Annotated in this window: 18 protein-coding genes; 13 read left to right on the top strand and 5 right to left on the bottom strand. The window is 64.9% G+C overall.

The features are described from left to right. Window positions 1–133: 133 nt before the first annotated feature. Window positions 134–277, bottom strand: a complete 144-nt coding sequence (locus VFA60_05095; protein HZQ91148.1) for a hypothetical protein — start codon at window positions 275–277, stop codon at window positions 134–136. Between the two features lie 162 nt (window positions 278–439). Here VFA60_05095 and thrC (VFA60_05100) point away from each other — a divergent pair, with 162 nt between their 5' ends. From thrC (VFA60_05100) to VFA60_05125, 6 genes are read left to right on the top strand one after another with little or no spacing between them, the layout of a single operon-like run. After that, window positions 440–1,705, top strand: coding sequence for a threonine synthase (thrC, locus tag VFA60_05100; protein HZQ91149.1), 1,266 nt, complete (start codon window positions 440–442; stop codon window positions 1,703–1,705). After that, window positions 1,702–2,004, top strand: coding sequence for a MoaD/ThiS family protein (locus VFA60_05105; GenBank protein ID HZQ91150.1), 303 nt, complete (start codon window positions 1,702–1,704; stop codon window positions 2,002–2,004). Before thrC (VFA60_05100) ends, VFA60_05105 begins: the two co-directional genes overlap by 4 nt. Next, the gene (locus VFA60_05110; GenBank protein ID HZQ91151.1) at window positions 1,995–3,455 is read left to right on the top strand and encodes an aspartate kinase; all 1,461 of its coding nucleotides are present in this window, start codon (window positions 1,995–1,997) and stop codon (window positions 3,453–3,455) included. The genes VFA60_05105 and VFA60_05110 overlap by 10 nt, the downstream gene beginning before the upstream one ends. Window positions 3,456–3,480: 25 nt before the next feature. Beyond that, window positions 3,481–4,815, top strand: a complete 1,335-nt coding sequence (gene thrC, locus VFA60_05115; protein ID HZQ91152.1) for a threonine synthase — start codon at window positions 3,481–3,483, stop codon at window positions 4,813–4,815. Continuing rightward, window positions 4,815–5,789, top strand: a complete 975-nt coding sequence (thrB, locus tag VFA60_05120) for a homoserine kinase (GenBank protein ID HZQ91153.1) — start codon at window positions 4,815–4,817, stop codon at window positions 5,787–5,789. Before thrC (VFA60_05115) ends, thrB begins: the two co-directional genes overlap by 1 nt. Continuing rightward, window positions 5,786–7,075, top strand: coding sequence for a homoserine dehydrogenase (locus VFA60_05125; GenBank protein HZQ91154.1), 1,290 nt, complete (start codon window positions 5,786–5,788; stop codon window positions 7,073–7,075). Before thrB ends, VFA60_05125 begins: the two co-directional genes overlap by 4 nt. A gap of 66 nt (window positions 7,076–7,141) precedes the next feature. Here the strand turns inward: VFA60_05125 and VFA60_05130 are convergent, their stop codons facing one another. Beyond that, window positions 7,142–7,564: a PaaI family thioesterase gene (locus VFA60_05130; GenBank protein HZQ91155.1), complete on the bottom strand. Its 423-nt coding sequence runs from the start codon at window positions 7,562–7,564 to the stop codon at window positions 7,142–7,144. Between the two features lie 115 nt (window positions 7,565–7,679). Here VFA60_05130 and VFA60_05135 point away from each other — a divergent pair, with 115 nt between their 5' ends. From VFA60_05135 to VFA60_05160, 6 genes are all read left to right on the top strand, one after another. Then, window positions 7,680–8,615, top strand: coding sequence for a pyridoxamine 5'-phosphate oxidase family protein (locus VFA60_05135; protein ID HZQ91156.1), 936 nt, complete (start codon window positions 7,680–7,682; stop codon window positions 8,613–8,615). A gap of 122 nt (window positions 8,616–8,737) precedes the next feature. Continuing rightward, window positions 8,738–9,064, top strand: a complete 327-nt coding sequence (locus VFA60_05140; GenBank protein ID HZQ91157.1) for a hypothetical protein — start codon at window positions 8,738–8,740, stop codon at window positions 9,062–9,064. 322 nt (window positions 9,065–9,386) lie between these two features. Next, window positions 9,387–9,542, top strand: a complete 156-nt coding sequence (locus tag VFA60_05145) for a hypothetical protein (protein HZQ91158.1) — start codon at window positions 9,387–9,389, stop codon at window positions 9,540–9,542. Between the two features lie 219 nt (window positions 9,543–9,761). Beyond that, window positions 9,762–10,469, top strand: a complete 708-nt coding sequence (locus tag VFA60_05150) for a hypothetical protein (protein ID HZQ91159.1) — start codon at window positions 9,762–9,764, stop codon at window positions 10,467–10,469. 311 nt (window positions 10,470–10,780) lie between these two features. Continuing rightward, the gene (locus tag VFA60_05155; protein HZQ91160.1) at window positions 10,781–12,013 is read left to right on the top strand and encodes a glycosyltransferase family 39 protein; all 1,233 of its coding nucleotides are present in this window, start codon (window positions 10,781–10,783) and stop codon (window positions 12,011–12,013) included. Between the two features lie 69 nt (window positions 12,014–12,082). Continuing rightward, window positions 12,083–14,068: a peptidylprolyl isomerase gene (locus tag VFA60_05160; protein HZQ91161.1), complete on the top strand. Its 1,986-nt coding sequence runs from the start codon at window positions 12,083–12,085 to the stop codon at window positions 14,066–14,068. A 23-nt stretch (window positions 14,069–14,091) separates the two neighbouring features. Here VFA60_05160 and VFA60_05165 read toward each other — a convergent pair whose 3' ends face one another. Both VFA60_05165 and VFA60_05170 read right to left on the bottom strand, forming a co-directional pair. Further along, complete coding sequence (locus tag VFA60_05165; protein HZQ91162.1) at window positions 14,092–15,294, bottom strand: SAM-dependent methyltransferase; 1,203 nt, start codon at window positions 15,292–15,294, stop codon at window positions 14,092–14,094. Beyond that, entirely contained in the window at window positions 15,294–15,590 is a 297-nt protein-coding gene (locus VFA60_05170) for a hypothetical protein (protein HZQ91163.1), read from the bottom strand. Before VFA60_05170 ends, VFA60_05165 begins: the two co-directional genes overlap by 1 nt. Before the next feature lie 118 nt (window positions 15,591–15,708). Between VFA60_05170 and VFA60_05175 the strand changes: the two genes are divergently transcribed. Beyond that, window positions 15,709–16,863 carry a glycosyltransferase family 87 protein gene (locus VFA60_05175; GenBank protein ID HZQ91164.1) on the top strand — a complete coding sequence of 385 codons (1,155 nt, stop codon included), beginning with the start codon at window positions 15,709–15,711 and terminating at the stop codon, window positions 16,861–16,863. Between the two features lie 5 nt (window positions 16,864–16,868). On the opposite strand, the gene VFA60_05180 is transcribed toward VFA60_05175, so the two are convergent. Then, window positions 16,869–17,015 (bottom strand): hypothetical protein, encoded by a 147-nt coding sequence (locus tag VFA60_05180; GenBank protein HZQ91165.1) that lies wholly within the window; start codon window positions 17,013–17,015, stop codon window positions 16,869–16,871. Window positions 17,016–17,478 lie beyond the last annotated feature (463 nt).

Below are 17,478 nucleotides of genomic sequence, written 5' to 3' on the forward strand. Positions count from 1 at the left end.
CAGAAAATGTTGGAAATGCTCCTCAATCCGGATTATCTTCGCCATCGGGTGTAGGTCTCCTTTCCAGGAACGGCTTCGCTTGCTAGGCAAAGCCAACTTACACCCTCTCGCTTTTTACACAATCAACGTTACGTCACCCGCCGTACCGGCGAACTTGACAGAGAGACGACGTGCACATAAACTGCGACACGATGATTTCGACTTCCCAGAACTCTTTCATCAGCACCATCGCCATTAGCACCATGGCGATGAGCATGCGGCTGACCACAGCCGCCATGCAGAGTTCTGGCGAGGTTAAGAGCTGAAGCAGTCCTCTTAATTCAAAGGTTTCCCGAAACCCACTCGCCAACCGCGAGTGGGTTTTTCGTTTTGCGGAGATTCGCCAACGATGAAACGGTTTTGACTTTGGCCAACGACCAACGACCAACGAAGAGGCGTTATGACAGTCCATTACCAGCTGACGTGCCGTGAATGCGGCAAGACATGGGGCAACCAGCCCGCGTCCATCTGCGAAGCGTGCTTTTCGCCGCTCGAGATCAACTACGACCTTGACTTTGTGCGCCGCGAGCTGACGCGCGAGCGCATCGCGTCGCGCCCGCCCACGCTGTGGCGCTATGCTGAGCTGTTGCCACTGCCGCCAGGATACGAGCCGCCGCTGCCAACCGGTTTCACGCCGCTGGTCGCTGCGTCGCGGCTGGGGAAAACGTTGGGCAGCACGAACCTTTATGTGAAAAACGACGCCGTCTGTTTCCCGACGCTCAGCTTTAAGGACCGCGTGGTGGCCGTCGCCCTGGCGCAGGCTCGCCGTTTTGGATTCGATGCCGTCGGCTGCTCTTCGACGGGAAACCTTGCCAACGCGGTTGCCGCGCAGGCTCGCCGCCAGGGACTCGATGCCTGGCTTTTCATTCCCGCTGACCTGGAGGCCGCGAAGGTCCTCAACTCGCAGGTGTACGGCGCGCACGTGGTACGCATCGCCGGCAACTACGACCAGGTGAACCGGCTGTGCTCGCAGATTGCCGACGAGCGCCGCTGGGGCTTCGTGAACGTGAATCTGCGTCCGTACTACGCCGAGGGCTCGAAGACGGTGGGATTCGAGATTGCTGAGCAGCTTGGCTGGCGCTTGCCCGACAACGTCGTGGTTCCCATGGCCGGCGGCGCGCTCATCAGCCGCATCGCGAAGGCATTCCGTGAACTGGTCGCGGTGGGCCTCGTGGAACCGAAGCCGGTGAAGTTCTTCGGTGCGCAGGCGACGGGCTGCTCGCCCATCACCACCGCCGTGAAGGCCGGCGCGAAAGACATCGAGCCGCAGAAGCCGGCGACGATCGCCCGCTCGCTGGCCATCGGCAATCCTGCCGACGGACACGAAGCCATCGAGGTGATGACCGCGAGCGGCGGCTGGGGAGAAGACGCCGGCGACGCCGAAGTCGTCGCGGGAATCCAGTTGCTGGCGGAAACCGAAGGCATCTTCACCGAGACGGCCGGCGGCGTCACCGTGGGCGCCGCGCGCAAGCTGTTCGAGCAGGGACGCATCGCCGCGGATGAGCTCACCGTGCTGTGCATCACCGGCAACGGGTTGAAGACCACCGACGTGCTCACCGGCCGGTACGAGCTGGCCGAGCCGATCGCGCCGCGCCTGGCGGAGTTCGAGAAGGTTGCCGGCCCACCGCTTGCGGCTGAACTGGCCACGGCAGGAGGTGCGCGATGAGCATTGTCGTGCAGATTCCCACGGCGCTGCGGCGTCACACCGCCGGACAAGCGAAGGTCGTGGTGCCTGCGGCGAACAATTTGCCTGAGCTGCTCGATTTTCTGGGCGGCACGTTTCCCGACCTGAAGCCGCATCTGCGCGACGAGTCGGGCCAGGTGCGCCGCTTCCTCAACTTCTACGTCAACGACGAAGACATCCGCTTTCTCGGTAATTCCACTTATCGCTTCCAGGACGGCGACGAGGTCATGATCATCCCGTCGATCGCCGGAGGCAGCAGGGCAGGAGACCCATGGGCCTGATCGTGATGAAGTTTGGAGGAACGTCGGTCGGCGCGGCGGAGCGCATTCGCCAGTCGGCCGAGCTGGTGCGCGAAGCCGCGCGCGAAAGCGCCGTCGTGGTTGTCGTCTCGGCGCTTTCTGGCGTGACCGACGCCATCGTGAAGGCGCTGCACGCGGCGCGCAACGGCTCGAGCAGCGAGGTCGAAGCGCGATGCCGCGAGCTCGATGCTCGCCACGAGGCGGTGATCGCCGAGCTCTTCGCGCCCGCGGCCCGGGAAGCGGCCAGCGCGGCCGCGCGCGCCGGCGTGGCTCGCCTGGGTGAAGTCTGCTCCGGCGTGCTGCAACTGCGCACTTCCACGCCGCAGGTGCACGACATGGCGCTGTCGCTGGGCGAGGAGGTTTCGGCGCAGCTCTGCGCGTTGTACCTGGCGCAACTCGGCCTAGCGTGCGATTACGTGGACGCGGCGCGCGTGGTGGTCACCGACGATCGCTTCGGCGAGGCCGCGCCCGACCTGGACGCCACCCGCCGCAAAGCCCGCCAGGTGTTGCTGCCGCTGCTGGACTCCGGGCGCGTTCCCGTGGTCACCGGATATCGCGGCGCGACCGCCACGGGCCAGCTGACGACACTGGGACGCGGCGGCTCCGATTATTCCGCCACGCTGCTCGGCGCGGCCATCGGCGCCGACGAAGTCTGGATTTGGACCGACGTTGACGGCGTGCTGACCGCCGACCCGCGCGTCTGTCCGAACGCCGCCACGCTGGCGGAGATCACGTTCGGCGAAGCCGTGGAGCTTTCCTACTACGGCGCGAAGGTGATCCATCAGCGCGCCATCCGGCCATGCATGGAAGCGGGCATTCCGGTGTGGATCAAGAATTCATTCCAGCCCGATGCCGCGGGCACGCGCATTACCACCACCGGACAGGCGGGCTCGTCGCCGGTGAAGGCGGTCACGGCGGTCACGCGCGCGTCGCTGGTCACGCTGAGCACGCGCTGGGACGTGCACTTTGCCGAGGTTTTCGGACGGCTGCTGCTGCGGCTGGCGCACGAGCACGTGGACGTCCTGTTCACCACGCAGTCGTCGTCGGAAAACGCCCTTGGCCTGGTGCTGCGCGAGCGCGATACGGACGTGGTGGTGCACGCCATCAAGCGCCTGTTCCGCACCGAGCTGAAGCACGGCGTGCTGAATCCGATCGGCGTGGAGCGCGACGTTGCCGTCGTCGCGGTGCTCGGCCAGGCGATGAAAGGCGTGCCGGGAATTCTGGCCCGACTGTTCGGAGCGATCGCGCGGCGGAACGTCAGCGTGATTGCCGTGGCGCAGGGCGCCAGCGAGCTGAACATCTGCTTCGCCGTGCCGAGCGCGTCGGCGGGAGACGTGGTGCAGGCAGTCCATGAAGAGTTTTTCGGGAGCAAACAGGACGCGCTCGTGGAGACCGGCGCGGCCCGTGCCGCGGCCGGGACGCTTTTCACGTGACGCAAAACAGGGTACAAACTCGGGCATGAACGATGGCGCCCGTTTTGTCCTGCGCTGCATCGGTTGCAAGGCCGAAGTCGCCGAAGCAGCCGGAGATTTTCGCTGCGTTGAGTGCCGCGATCTGCTGGAAGTCAGCTACCCGTGGTCGGATCGCAAGCTGTTCGAAGGGGCCGACGCCGCCGCACTGAAGCAGACGTGGCTCTCGCGCCGCACGTCGCCGAAGGGCTGCGACCAGAGCGGCGTCTGGCGATTCCGCGAGCTGTTGCCCATCGTGCGCGACTTCGAGCACGTGGTCACGCTGCGCGAAGGCAATACGCCCATTTATGAGCTGCCGCGCTGTGCGGTGAGCGCGGGCGTGCAGCGCCTGCTGGCGAAGCACCAGGGGATGAACCCGACCGGCTCGTTCAAAGACACCGGCATGACGGCGGCGCTCTCGGTGGCGCGCGAGCAGAACTTCAAGTGGGTGGGCTGCGCGTCCACGGGGAACACGTCGGCGTCCATGGCCGCTTTCGCCGCGCGCGCCGGCATGCGCAGCCTGGTGCTGGTGCCGCAGGGCCAGATCGCGTGGGGCAAGCTGGCGCAGGCGCTGGAATACGGCGCGCTCACTTGCCAGCTCGCCACCGATTTCGACGGCTGCGTGCGCGTGCTCGGCGAGGTCATGCGCAGGTTTCCCGTGTACCTGCTGAACTCGGTGAACCCGTTTCGCCTGGAAGGACAGAAGACCACGGCGGTGGAGATGCTGGAACAACTCGAGTGGCGCGTTCCCGATCACGTCATCGTGCCTGGCGGAAATCTGGCGAACTCGTCCGCGCTTGGCAAAGGATTCCTCGAGCTGCGCGCGCTCGGGCTCATCGAAAAGCTGCCCAAAATCTCCATCATCCAGGCGGCGGGCGCCAACCCGCTGGCGCGCAGCCTGCGCGAGCATCACGGCGAAAAACTTGAGCCGGTGCGCGCCGAAACGCGCGCCACGGCGATCCGCATCGGCAATCCGGCATCGTGGAAGAAGGCGATCGCGGTGCTTAGGGCGACCACCGGCGCCTGCGAAGACGTGACGGAAGATGAGATCGCGATCGCCAAGGCCGAGATCGGCGCCGACGGCGTGGGCTGCGAGCCGGCGTCGGCCGCCACGCTGGCCGGACTCAAGAAGCTGGTGCACATGCATTTCGTGAAGCCGGGCGAGACCGCGGTGCTCATCCTGACAGGACATTTGTTGAAAGATCCCGAGTACACGCTCGATTTCCACTCGCGTCCCGCGGCCGATCACGATCACACGGCGCGTTCCCGCCGGCCGCCGCTCTCGCTCGAAGCTTCCGCCGACGCGGTGATCCACGCGCTGAACCAAGCCGGAGGCCATGCGTGATGGGGAAGCGTCGCCAGTCCGGAAAACGGAAGGCGGGCCCGCGCGCGTTTCAGATCGTGCTTCCGGCGACGTCTGCCAATCTCGGTCCGGCGTTTGATTGCGCTGCCCTGGCGCTTAACTTTCATTTGAAGGTTTCCGCCGAGGTTGCGGCCGAAGATCTCATTCGCGCGACCGGGCGCGACGAGGCAATTTGTGGCGCGCGCGAAGGCAACCTGCTGGTTGAGACCTATCGCGACGTGCTCGGGCAGGCCGGCAAGCCGGCGCCTTCGCTGGCACTCAGAATCGAAAACCAGATTCCCGTCGGCAAGGGCTGTGGGTCGTCGGCCGCGGCCCGACTGGCCGGCATCGCGCTGGCGGTCCACTTCGGCGGCCTCGGCTGGACCGACGAGCGAATCCTGGAGGAAGCGGTGCGGCGCGAGGGCCACGCCGACAATGCCGCGGCATGCTGGCATGGCGGCATCGCGGTGGCGCAAATGGGAACCGGCGCGCTGCACGTCGCCACGCTTGCCGCGCCACGATGGCCATTGCTGCTCGCTGTCCCAGCCAGGCCACTTGCAACGGAGAAGGCGCGAGCGGTCCTTCCCACGCAGGTGTCACGCGCGGATGCGGTTGCCAACGTGCAGAGCGCCATGCTGCTCGCCACGGCATTCGCGCAGCGGCGCGACGATCTGCTCCGCAGCGCGCTCACCGACAAACTGCATCAGCCGTACCGCGCGCCGCTCTGCCCCTTGCTCGATCCGCTGCGCGCTCTCGCCGGTGGCGACGGCATTCTCGGCGCCGTGTTGAGCGGCGCGGGCCCTTCGGTGCTCATGTTTCTCGCGCCGCGCGCGCCGCAGCCGCGCGTTGCGCGACGCGTGAAGGAGTGCCTGAGCGGCGCCGGGCTCGATGCCGAATTGATCTTCGCGCAAGCTGAATCGCGTGGCGCGCGCGAGCGCCGCGCCGCGCTTGGCGGGAAAGGAGAATCGAGGACATGAGCAGCCACATCGGCATCGGCATCGCCGGGTACGGAACTGTCGGCCGCGGGACCGCCGACGCGCTCGCGGCCAATGCGGGCGCCATCGCAGCGCGCACCGGTGTGCACATTGGCGTGGCGGCAGTCTGCCGGCGCTCAGCGATCGTGGCCGATGAGCTGCCCCGCGGCGCGCGCGCGCTGACGGATTGGCGCGAGCTGGTCGCGGCGCCGCACGTGGCCATCGTCGTCGAAACTATCGGGGGTACGGGCGAAGCGCGCGACCTTGTCCGCGCCTCGCTTGCCGCCGGCAAGCCGGTGGTCACGGCCAACAAGAACCTGATTGCCGAGCACGGCGACGAGCTGTTCGCGCTGGCGCGCGCGAACAATGTTCCGCTCGCCATGGAGGCTGCCGTCGCCGGCGCGGTTCCGGTGCTGCGCGCCATCTGTGAATCCATGTCGGGCGATCGCTTGCTCAGCGTGCGCGGCATTCTGAACGGCACGGCCAACTACATCCTGACGCAGATGGAGAGTGCGGCGCTCAGCTTCGCCGACGCGCTGGCGGAAGCGCAGCGCGCCGGTTACGCCGAAGCCGACCCGACGTTGGATGTCGAGGGCATCGACGCGCGCGACAAGCTCTGCATCCTGGCGCGCCTCGCCTTCGGCGGGAGGTTGCGCCCGGCGCAGATCGCAACCAGCGGCATCTCGCGGATCGCGGCAGTGGACCTGCACTACGCGCGGCGCCTGGGCGGGACGGTCCGCCTGATCGCCGCCGCCGAGCGCAACGGTCGCGGCTTCGAACTCAGCGTAAGGCCGTGGCTGGTGGACAAGCATTCCATGCTTGCGGGGGTGGAAGGCGCGCACAACGCCGTGCTCATCACCGGGGAGCGCGCCGGCGCGCAGATGTACTACGGTCGCGGCGCCGGCGGCGGACCGACCGGCATTGCCGTCGCGTCCGACGTGATCGAGATCGCGAGGCACGTCGCCGCCGGCACCCTCGCCTTCAAGCCGTGCTCAGCATTCCAGACGTGCGCCGACCTCACGCCCACGCCGGCGCCGCACCCGGTGAGCTGGTATCTGCGCCTCACCGTGCGCGACCGACCGGGCATCGTGGCGCGCGTGGCCGAAGCGATCGCGCGCCAGCGCATCAACATTGATTCGGTCGTGCAGGAGCCCGGCATGAGTAAGGACCGGCTATCGTTCGTTATCACCGTGGAGCCGGTTTCCGAGCCACAGGTCCAGCGCGCGCTGGAAGAGATCAACGGGCTCGACTTCATGCTGGAGCCGGTGCTGCTGCTGAGGATCGGGTAACGCAGTGGATAGTGAATAGTGGTTATTAGTGGTTTGCTATTCACTATCCACGATCCACGATCCACTTCATTTCCTCTCCAATCGCATATACGTCACCTGCGCAATGGCCACGTCGCGTCCTTGCGAATCGCGCAGAGTCACCGCTACGGGCACCAGGCTGCGGCCAAACTTGATCACCCGCGCCTCGGCGGTTGCATCGGAGTTGCAGGGCGCCAGGAAGCGGATGTTCATGTCGGTGGTGGTCACGCGCGCATCGGTCCCGGCGAGTGAAAGGATGGCGACGCAGGCGGCCGTGTCGGCCAGCGTCATCAGCAAGCCGCCGTGGAAGGACTCGAAAATTCCGTCGAAGCGGCGCTCGTAAGGCGCGGTGAGGACGGCTTCACCGGCGCCGGCGCGCTCCAGGTGCAGCTTGAGGGTGTGGGTAATCGGGATTGATTCGAGGCGGCGGCGGAGCGCGTCCTCGGGAACAACTGTGGCGGTCTTCGACATGTGCACCATTTTCCTCGCCGATGAATTTAACAGACGGCGCAGTTCGTCCCGGGGACCCTGCGCAGCAAGCAAAATATTTTCGTAACTAAACGGCGGGCCGCGACATCAGCAGCTCATGCTGGCAAAATTCCACGAGGGCGAGCTCGAGGTCCAGCGGCGCGCCGGCGTCCCCTCCGACGTACCGCTCGGCAAGAGCCTGCGTACGTCGATTCCCGCACAGGTGGAACCGTTTCTCGCCGAGCTGCCGTTCGTGGTGGTGGCCTCGGTCTCATTGAATGGCGATGTTTGGGCATCGCTGCTTTCCGGCCAGCCGGGTTTTCTGCGTGCGCTCGACGAGCACACGATCGCAATCGCCGCCGGGATCGCCACTCATGATCCGCTCTTCGCAAACCTGAGCAGCGGACCCGGCGCGCCGGTTGGACTGTTGGCCATCGATCTTGCAACGCGGCGCCGGGTGCGCCTCAACGGCAGCGCGCAACTACTCGGCGACGATGAAGTCCGAGTCGAAGTTGGCGAGGTGTTCTTCAACTGCCCGCAATACATTCAACTGCGCGGGCTCGAGCGGGTGGGGCAGGGCGCGCCCCTCGCTTTGGTGGAGACCCGTCGCGGTACGATGCTCACCCAGGAGCAGGTCTGCGCCATCGCGCACGCCGACACCTTCTTTATCGCGAGTGCTCACTCGTCGCGCGGCGCCGACGCGTCACATCGCGGCGGCAGTCCGGGTTTTGTGCGCGTGGAATCGCCGCGGCGCCTGCTCTTTCCCGATTACTCCGGCAACAACATGTTCCAGACGCTCGGGAATCTGGTGATGAACCCGCGCAGCGGGCTGCTGTTCGTGGACTTCATGCGCGGGTCCACCTTGCAGCTCGCCGGCGCCGCGCGCGTGCTTTGGGACGACCCCCGCTTGCCGCAGTTCCCCGGGGCGCTCCGGCTGGTGGAGTTCGAGATCGCGGAAGTCGTTCAGGCACGGGAAGCGATCGAGTGGCGCGGCGATGTGCTGCAATACTCGCCGGTGAATCCGCCGGCGCCCTCGGCGCTGCCCGAACCCTGAACCGCGGGCAGCGGCCCTCATTTATTTCCTCTCCGGCGGAAATCCGCTCTGCGGTCCTGGCGCGTACCTCCCACAGCCCGCCAAGGGCTCGCGACACAATCCGCAATTCGAGGAGATTCGGTATGAAGAAGTTGTTTGTCCTGGCATTGGCCCTGACGCTGACGGTGGGTACCTGCGCGTTCGCCCAGGGTATGTCCGGCGGCAGCGACAGCAAGAAGATGTCGGAGAACCCGCCGCTGAAGACCATGGCCGGCACCATCAGCGCCGACGGCACCAAGTTCACCCCCGACAAGGACAAATCCAAGTCGTGGGGCATCGTCAATCCGGAAGACGTGAAGGGGCACGAAGGCCATCACGTGAAGCTCCAGGCCCACGTTTACGCTGACAAAAACCAGATCCACGTCATGAAGGTGGACATGATCTCAGCCGACAAGATGGGGAAGAAGTAGTCCTGGGCGATCCGGCAAAAGAGCGGCTGCGGGCCGCTTTTTTGCTGCAAAAAGTGCGGGAACCGAGCCCCAAGTGCCGGGCGTACAACGAACCAATGGCCCTCCAGAGGCGCCCATTTGTTAACCGGGATAGCACCTAAAGGCCATAGTCAATAACTAACTTGGTACCACAACCTGCGACTAAAGTGTCGCATGTTGACGCATGTTTTTGCTTTGAATAGAAGCCCTTTCCCCCTATACTTTCATCCTGCGACGCCCTAGCCAGCGGCGCGGTGGTCATTTGTAAGACATCCCTAAGTTCCCAAAAACAGAGGAGATTCCCGTGAAGAAGATCGTGCGCATCCTTGCTCTCACCATGGTTCTGGCCGGTACGTACTCTGCCGCGATGTCCCCGGTTCGCGAAGCCTTCGGCGGCGGTGGGCCTGCGCCCTTGTGCGATCCGGCTAACCCGAAGTGTGACGTAGATCCCAACTGGTAGCCAGTAAAAAACACCCTGACCAGGTAACCAACGTAACGGACTTGGTGGCAACAACTTGCTTGTCATCAGGTGGGCGTGGAGGTATGCTTTGCCTTCGCCCAAATGACCAAATTCTTATTCCACGCGCTGTTTAACATCCAGCCTCTGCTGGAAGGGCTGGTTCTTTGGTTCATGTTCCGCCGTCATCTGCATCGGCGGTACCCTCTGTTCTTTTCGTTTGTGATTTTCAACCTTCTTTCCTGGTTCGTGTACCAGGTCGCCCACTCCATCTCCTACCGAGCGTACTTCTACGCCTATTGGACCACCTCGGCCCTGTACGCCTTGATGGCCTTCGCGGTCATCTACGAGATCTTCACCAGCATGTTCCGTCGGCATGAGGGTCTGCGAGACTTCGGCACGGTGCTGTTCCAGTGGTCGGGTGTGGTGGTGGTCATGATGGGCATGATGATGCTGGCCTCGGGATTCGGCGCGACGGCCCCCCAGATTGTCTCGGTCATCCTCAGCATCGAGCGCGCGGTCGGGATCATGCAGTGCGGGCTGCTGCTGCTCGTGGTTCTCTTCTCCTCGCACCTGGCGCTGACGTGGCGCCATCAGATTTCCGGCATCGCGCTGGGACTCGGCGTTTCCGCTACTGTCGAGTTGATCCTCTACACGCAGCGCATTCGCGGCGTGTTTGGCGACACCGCGCTGAACATGATGCGCATGACCTCGTTCGACATCATGCTGCTCATCTGGCTCGGCTACATGCTGCTGCCGGTCCCGGCCGAAGTCGTCCCCAACCTGCTGCTGCGTACGCAGCGCTGGAGCGAGGCGCTGGTGGATGCCACCATGCCCGAGACCGACCAGACGGTGCTGGTTGGTATACAAAGCATCGTGGACCGCGCCCTCACCAAGCGAAACGGCTCGTCGGACCCGGAAAAGAGCTAAGCGGTCCTTCATCCCTGACTTTTCCACTGCGCCGAGTTCCGTCTCGGCCGCGACCGCCACGTAACCCCTCGCAAACGGCTTGCGTCTAATGACAGGTGCAAGACGGGCCTTCCCCAGGGATCCAGGGACCCGGGCCGAACCTGCAGTCGGGTGCTGCAACGGCTCCGCTGTCCTTCTCCTCCCAGGCCGCCACCTGGGACGTTGCCACGCTTCCGCCGGCGTCTGACGCCGCGACCTCTCCTTCCGCCGCCGCATGGTTCCGGCTCCCATGGGCCATCGTTGTCTTCGCTGTGCTGCTGCGACTGTTGGTGATGACGGCCGGGCACACGTATCGCTTCAGCGGCAGTGAAGGGAACTTCGGCTTTGGATGGGAGAGCGGACGCATCGCCGCCTCGCTCGTCGCGGGCAATGGCTTCAGCTCGCCCTTTGCGCGTCCCACCGGCCCGTCGGCGTGGGTTGCGCCGCTGTACCCGGCGATCATCGCCGGCGTCTTCCGCGTCTTTGGCGTTTACACGTTCGCGTCCGCCTGGACGCTGCTGGCCCTCAACTCAGTTTTCTCCGCGCTGACGTGCCTGGCGCTCTGGGGCATCGGGGAAATGGCTTTCGACCGGCGGCTCGCCGTGTGGTCGGCGTGGACGTGGGCGCTGTTGCCATATTCCATCTATTGGGCCGTTCGGTGGGTCTGGGAGACGTCGCTTTCGGCGCTGCTGCTGAGCGTCGCGGTGCTGCTCGCCCTGCGGCTGGCGCGCGCGTCGCGCATGCGTGACTGGGCGTTCACGGGCCTGGTTTGGGGCGCGATCGCGCTCGCCAATCCTTCTATGCTGAGCGTCATGCCGTTTGCGCTGGCCTGGCCGGCGTGGCGAGTGATTTCGGCTGCTCGCCACAACTTCGCGCGAACGCTTCGCGGCCCGGCACTGGCCGCCGGCATCGGGCTGGCATGCATCACGCCGTGGCTCATCCGCGATTATCGCGTGTTCGGCACGTTCATTTTCATCCGAAGCAATCTGGGCGCCGAGCTGCGCATGGGGAACTCGGAAGCGGCCGAAGGGCTGTGGATGTGGTGGGTCCACCCCTCGCAGAACGCCGTCGAGCTCGACCGCGTGGCCCGGATGGGTGAAGTCAACTACGCACGCGCGCGCAAGCAGGAGGCGCTGCGCTTCATTGCCGCGCACCCGGGTCGTTTTGCGCGGCTGTGCGCGCGCCGCTTCGCCTTCTACTGGGCGGGGACGCCCCGCAATTACGAGTACAGCTTCGGATCGCGCGCGCGCACGGCGTTGTTCGTCCTCTCGTCGGCACTGGCTGGCTGGGGACTCGTGTTGGCCATTCGTAACCGGCGTCGAGGGGCGTGGCTGTTTGCTGCCGTCATGCTCGTGTACCCTGCGGTTTACTACATAACGTTCCCGCACCCGCGTTATCGCCATCCCATCGAGCCCTTGATGACCGTTCTCGGACTCTACGTGCTCTCACTGGCTGTGCCGCGACGCCTCACTCAGGGCGCAGCGCCCGAGCCGGAGCCGCTCACCGCCCTGCCTGAGGCTGCCTAGCCTTCCAGCAAACCAGTGGAAGCTCGGCTATAATCAAACGTTCCGCCATCTTCTTTTGGAGTCATTGGAATGATTCGTTTCCTTCAAACCCCTGGCCCGGCCAAGAAGATTGTTCTCGGCGGCATTCTGCTGGTCATCTGCGTGGCCATGGTCATCACCCTCGTTCCCGGCGGCATTCTGGGCGACAACTTTGCCGGCGGCGCCCGCGGCACGCTGGCCAAGGTCGGCAATCAGGAAGTGACCTCGCTGGAAGTCCAGAACCTGGCCCGCCAGATCGGCCGCCAGCAGTTCGGCGGACGCGTGCCTGAGCAGCTTGTCCCGTTCCTGATGCAGCAGGCCGCCAACAGCCTGATCCTGCAGAAGGCCATGTTGCAGGAAGCCGATCGCCTGGGCTTGCGCGTGACCGACGCCGAGCTCCGCGACGCGCTGCGCCAGGGTGAGTTCGGGCGCGCTTTGTTCCCGAACGGTAACTTCGTCGGCCAGGAAGCCTACGACAACTTTGTCGCCCAGAACTTCGGCATGGGCGTGCAGCAGTTCGAGCAGCTCTTCAAGACGCAGCTGGCGCTGAACAAGCTGCAGAGCGCGATCGCGGCCGGCGTGGGTGTGACCGACGACGAGGTGCAGAAGGAGTTCCAGAAACAAAACACCAAGGTGAAGCTCGACTACGCCCTGCTGACGGCGGACGAGCTTGCCAAGCAGGTGAAGCCCGCCGAATCGGAGCTGCGTGCGTTCTACGAAGCCGGCAAGAACACGCGCTATGCGAGTTCCAGCCCCGAGAAGCGCAAGCTGAAGTACATCGTGGTCGACACCTCCAACATCGTGGAACAGGCCAAGAACCAGATCAAGCCCGCCGAGATCGAGGCTTTCTACCAGCAGAACCAGGACCAGTACCGTGTCCCGGAGAGCGCCAAGGTCAGCCACATCCTGATCAAGACGCCGCCGCCCGGCCCGGACGGAAAAGTTGACGCGAAAGGCGATGCCGAAGCGCGGCAGAAGGCGGAAGACATCCTGAAGAAGCTGCGCTCGGGCGCCAATTTCGCCGAGATGGCGAAGAAGGAGTCGCAGGACCCGGGCAGCGCCAAGAACGGCGGCTCGCTGGGCACGATCGAGCGCGGGCGCACGGTTCCGGAGTTCGAGCAGGCTTCATTCAGCCAGCCGGTGGGCAAGATCGGCGACCTAGTGAAGTCCACTTACGGCTACCACATCATTCGCGTGGACGAGCGCACCGAGGCGCACCTTAAGCCGCTCTCCGAGGTACGCAATTCAATCGCTGATACGCTCGCGCAGCAGCGCGCCGCGACAGCCGGCGATCAGCTGGCCAACCGCGTGCTGAACGCGGCGCGCAGCGGCGGCCTGGAGAAGGCCGCGGCGGAGAACCACCTGAACGTGGTGACCACCGACTGGGTCAAGCGCAGCGACTCGCTTCCCGGCGTCGGGGTGAACGGCGAGTTCATGGCCGCCGCGTTCAATCAGCAGAAGGGCGGGCAGCCCGAGCTGGCCAAGACCGCGCAGGGCTACGCTGTGGTTCAGGCGGTGGACGTAAAGCCTGCGTCGGCAGCCACCTTCGAGGAGATCCGCAACCAGGTGGAGGGCGAGTTCAAGCAGGAACGCGCTGTTGGCATGCTGGGACGCAAGGCGCGTGAACTGGCTGATCGCGCACGAGCGCTGCACGATCTGAAGAAGGCGGCCAAGGAGCTGAATGTTCCCGTTAAGACGAGCGAACTGGTCACCATCGACAGCCAGGTGCCCGACTTGGGCGGAATGAGCGGACCTGTTTCCGTGGCGTTCGACATGAAGCCGGGCGAGATCAGCGACGCGATCAACATTCCGGCGGGCGAAACCATCATCCAGATCGCCGAGAAGCAGCAGCCCTCGGCCGAGGACTACGCCAAGAAGCGCGAGCAGATCCGCGAGACGCTGGTGCAGAAGAAGCGCCGCGACCGCATGGACCTGTTCAGCGGCAGCCTGCGCGCCCGCATGGAGAAGGACGGCAGCATCCGCATCAACCAGGAAGAGTGGAACCGCCTGTTCGGCAGCGCGCCGCAGCAGGGATAGTCATTCTGCCGAGACGCAGCTGGCTACGTCCCGCCGCGCGAGGAGGCAAACTCGCCGCGCGAGGAGGCAAACCTCAGGCCGCTCAATTGGGCGGCCTTTTCTTTTCCCACGCCTTTGGCCAGCAGCAGCGCGTGGAAGCTCTCGCCCATTCCCGCAGGCGTGACCAGGTGCTTGAGTTGCAGCGCGCGTTTGGCGTGCTCCTGCGGCCGCGTGCTGTCTTCGAAGATTTCCGCGAACTGGTCCGCTTCGCCGATGCCCATGAGCAGCTGAGATTGGGTCACCATGGCGACGGGCCCGATTCCGGCGGCGCGCGCCAGCTGGCCGAGCGCGGTGAAGTTCACGTGCGCGGTAATGTCCTGCTCGCCGGGCGCTTCGTACGGATCGCGGCTCAGCGTGTGCCGGCGGAAGGCGGCGATGGTCCCGCGATGGCGCCCTGCCAGCAGCTCGCCCCGCGTGTAGCCGTAGTCTACGGCGAGCACGAACCCGCGATGGAATGCTCCCGCGATCTGCCGGAGCCACTCCCTATAAGCCGGCGCTGCTTCCACACGCTCACCGTTTTCCGGGTGGACGCCGTAGCGATCGACGAATTCCAGGACCTCGGCTGAGGGCGGCGCGAACTGCTCGATGAAGTGCTGGTCGCGCATGCCCACGCGCACCTCGCCGCGATAGTCGAGCACTTCCACCGGCAGCGCGTCGAAGAACTCGTTGGCGAACACGATGGCATTCCCCGCAGGCGCGAGTTCGCTCATCCCCGCATGCACCGACGCGCGTTCCTGGGCGATATGCGGCCCAAACGTTGTCTGCAAGCGTGCGCGAAGCGACGGAGAGCTTTCAACGAGCCGATATCGCGCCGCCGCGTAGAAGCGGGGGTACTTCCTCTCGGCGTTAGCGAGCACATCCTGCGCGAAAAGGCCGCGGCCAGGCCCGAGTTCGATTACATCGAGCGATGGCGGCTCGCCGAGCGCGCGCCACATCTGGTCGAACTGGCGCGCCAGCAGGCGTCCGAACACGGCGCACACATCGCTCGACGTGTAGAAATCTCCGCCTTTGCCGAACTTCTCTTCCGCGCGCGAGTAGTAGCCCAACTCCGGGTGATAGAGGCAGAGCTCCATGTAGCGCGAGAAGGGAACCGGGCCGCGCCGCGCGATCTCTTCGGCGATGAGGCGGCGCAGCGGCGAGTCAGCCGGCGCCGGAGTCATTGGCCGCGGTTTGCCGATGGTGTTCATCACCGCTGATGCGCGTCCTGCTTGTTCTGCGGCGTGCGCACGAACATTTCGATCAGGTAGTCGTGCAGGCAGTCGAACAGCTGCCGCTGGAAGGTCCACTCGAACTGGGGATGATCGAGATCGCGCGGGTGCATCTGAAAAAAATAAGTGTGCACCGGCACGGACGGATCCTTGAAACGGATGATCACTTCCACGCCGTCGCCCTTGGCGCGCGCGCCGAAATCGAGCAGCGGGTGCTCGTAGAGCTCGAGCTGCCGCAGAACGCGCTCCAGGCGCGGCGAAGAAACGGGACCCATTCCGGAATTCTACAGTGCCGCAAGCCATGGTTTACACTGCGGCCATCCTGCTCCCGGTTACGGCACAAGTCGCGCTTACCTCGATTGCGGACGGCCATTCTTGAAGCCTGGCTCGCTGTTGCGCGTTGCCCTTGCGCTCCTCGTCCTCGCGGTCATGGCGGCGAACATCGTTCTCGCGGTGCAAGGAATTCGCGCCGGCAGCCGCGGAATGGCCGACTGGGCCGGCTTCTACCTGGCAGGCCGAATGGTTGCGGACGGCCGCTCAGCCTACCTCTACGAACTGGCGGCGCAGGTGGACTACCAGCAGCGCCTGTTCGGGATGGTCCGGTCGACCGTGCCGTTCAACCATCCGCCCTTTGAGGCACTGGTCTTCGCGCCGCTGTCGCTGCTGCCGTTCGCGCAGAGCCTGTACCTGTGGGCGCTGATCAATGTGCTGTTGCTGTTCGCGACGGCCCATTGGCTGCGTCCGCTGCTTTCGGCGGAGATACCGTGGCGCGAGGCCGCGGTTTGGTGTCCGGCGCTGGCGTTTGCGCCGATCGCAGTGGCGCTGATGCAAGGACAGGACTCGGTGCTCCAGCTCTTCTTCTTCGCGCTGGCGTTCATCGCGCTGAAGAGGAACAGAGACGCTCTCGGCGGCGGCGTGCTGGCCCTCGCGCTCATCAAGTGGCACCTGGTCGTTCCGGTCGCGCTCATCCTGCTGCTGCGGCGCGAGGTGAAGGCGATCACCGGTTTCGCGGCGGCGGCCGCGGCGCTCATGCTGGTTTCGATTGCGGCCGCCGGCGTTGATGGCGCGATGCAGTACCCGATGCTGCTCAAGTACACCGCCGAGCTGCTCGATCTGCCGAACGCCATGCCGAACGTCCGCGGGTTCATTGCCGCGTTTAGCGTGGGCGAGACGTTCCTCCGGGTGGCGACGATTGCAATCTCAGTTGTCGTATTCCTGCTTGCCGCCGTGGCGCCACGTCCGGCGGAAAAGCGCGGGCTGTGGTTCGACCTCGACTTCGGGCTGGCGATCACGGTGGCTGCGCTGGTCGGCTACCACGTCTACCTGCACGACCTCACGATCCTGTTCCTGCCGCTGATCCTGCTCACGAGTGCGCTGGTGGAGCACAAGCGATGGCTTGGGCTGCTCGTGCCGTCGCTGTTTCTGTTCCTTCCGGCGTACCTGATCGCGTTCGGCGGCGCGTACCTGGGGATGCTGGCAATCCCGGTTACCGCGCTGGCCGCGGCGCTTTGGGTGGAACGGCGGCGAGCAGCGAGCGTTCCTGTTTAGAACTGCTACTGATACCTCAGCGCTTCGATCGGGTCGAGGCGCGAAGCCTTCAGCGCCGGAATGATTCCGCCGACGACGACGAGGATGATCGTCGCAGCGACCGGCGTGGTGAGGTCGAGGCGCAAGTGGATGCCGGCTTCGGAGCTGTCCATGAAGGCGCAGCCGGGCCTTCGTCGCTCCCGAACATATACCCTCCCCCCTCGGTGTTGAATGGAATCAGGAGGTTAGCGGCGAAGGTCTGTTGGTGGTCTGTTGATCTAAAGGAGTTACACGCAAAGTATGTTGTCTAAAGGGGTTAGCGGCACCCGGATTGTCAAAGAACGAAGCCCGCGCGTGTGCGCGGGCCTGCTTCAAGGGTAGCAGGTTGTGGGGGAAGAATGGGAAGGCGCGAGGAAAATTTAGTGCGCCTATTTCGTGGGGGTTGCGCGGAAATCGGGGGTCCCCGGGACTTGACAGACATCTCACGCATTCGCAGGAGAGACGTCGGGCGCTACGCGAACCAAGGGCCCAGCCGAGGGCGGCTGGGCCCATCGACATTTTTTTGACGGCACATAGCGGATAGTTGGCGCCGGGCCGGCTGCGCGATGCTGGGTCTGCGACGAAGAAACTTTCGCA

Source organism: Terriglobales bacterium (assembly GCA_035651995.1).
Taxonomy (GTDB): domain Bacteria; phylum Acidobacteriota; class Terriglobia; order Terriglobales; family Acidobacteriaceae; genus DASRER01.

Coding starts and splice junctions, on each gene's coding strand:
- VFA60_05095 (HZQ91148.1), bottom strand. CDS start 277: ATGGCGGCTGTGGTCAGCCGCATGCTCATCGCCATGGTGCTAATGGCG.
- thrC (HZQ91149.1), top strand. CDS start 440: ATGACAGTCCATTACCAGCTGACGTGCCGTGAATGCGGCAAGACATGG.
- VFA60_05105 (HZQ91150.1), top strand. CDS start 1,702: ATGAGCATTGTCGTGCAGATTCCCACGGCGCTGCGGCGTCACACCGCC.
- VFA60_05110 (HZQ91151.1), top strand. CDS start 1,995: ATGGGCCTGATCGTGATGAAGTTTGGAGGAACGTCGGTCGGCGCGGCG.
- thrC (HZQ91152.1), top strand. CDS start 3,481: ATGAACGATGGCGCCCGTTTTGTCCTGCGCTGCATCGGTTGCAAGGCC.
- thrB (HZQ91153.1), top strand. CDS start 4,815: ATGGGGAAGCGTCGCCAGTCCGGAAAACGGAAGGCGGGCCCGCGCGCG.
- VFA60_05125 (HZQ91154.1), top strand. CDS start 5,786: ATGAGCAGCCACATCGGCATCGGCATCGCCGGGTACGGAACTGTCGGC.
- VFA60_05130 (HZQ91155.1), bottom strand. CDS start 7,564: ATGTCGAAGACCGCCACAGTTGTTCCCGAGGACGCGCTCCGCCGCCGC.
- VFA60_05135 (HZQ91156.1), top strand. CDS start 7,680: ATGCTGGCAAAATTCCACGAGGGCGAGCTCGAGGTCCAGCGGCGCGCC.
- VFA60_05140 (HZQ91157.1), top strand. CDS start 8,738: ATGAAGAAGTTGTTTGTCCTGGCATTGGCCCTGACGCTGACGGTGGGT.
- VFA60_05155 (HZQ91160.1), top strand. CDS start 10,781: ATGACGGCCGGGCACACGTATCGCTTCAGCGGCAGTGAAGGGAACTTC.
- VFA60_05160 (HZQ91161.1), top strand. CDS start 12,083: ATGATTCGTTTCCTTCAAACCCCTGGCCCGGCCAAGAAGATTGTTCTC.
- VFA60_05165 (HZQ91162.1), bottom strand. CDS start 15,294: ATGAACACCATCGGCAAACCGCGGCCAATGACTCCGGCGCCGGCTGAC.
- VFA60_05170 (HZQ91163.1), bottom strand. CDS start 15,590: ATGGGTCCCGTTTCTTCGCCGCGCCTGGAGCGCGTTCTGCGGCAGCTC.
- VFA60_05180 (HZQ91165.1), bottom strand. CDS start 17,015: ATGGACAGCTCCGAAGCCGGCATCCACTTGCGCCTCGACCTCACCACG.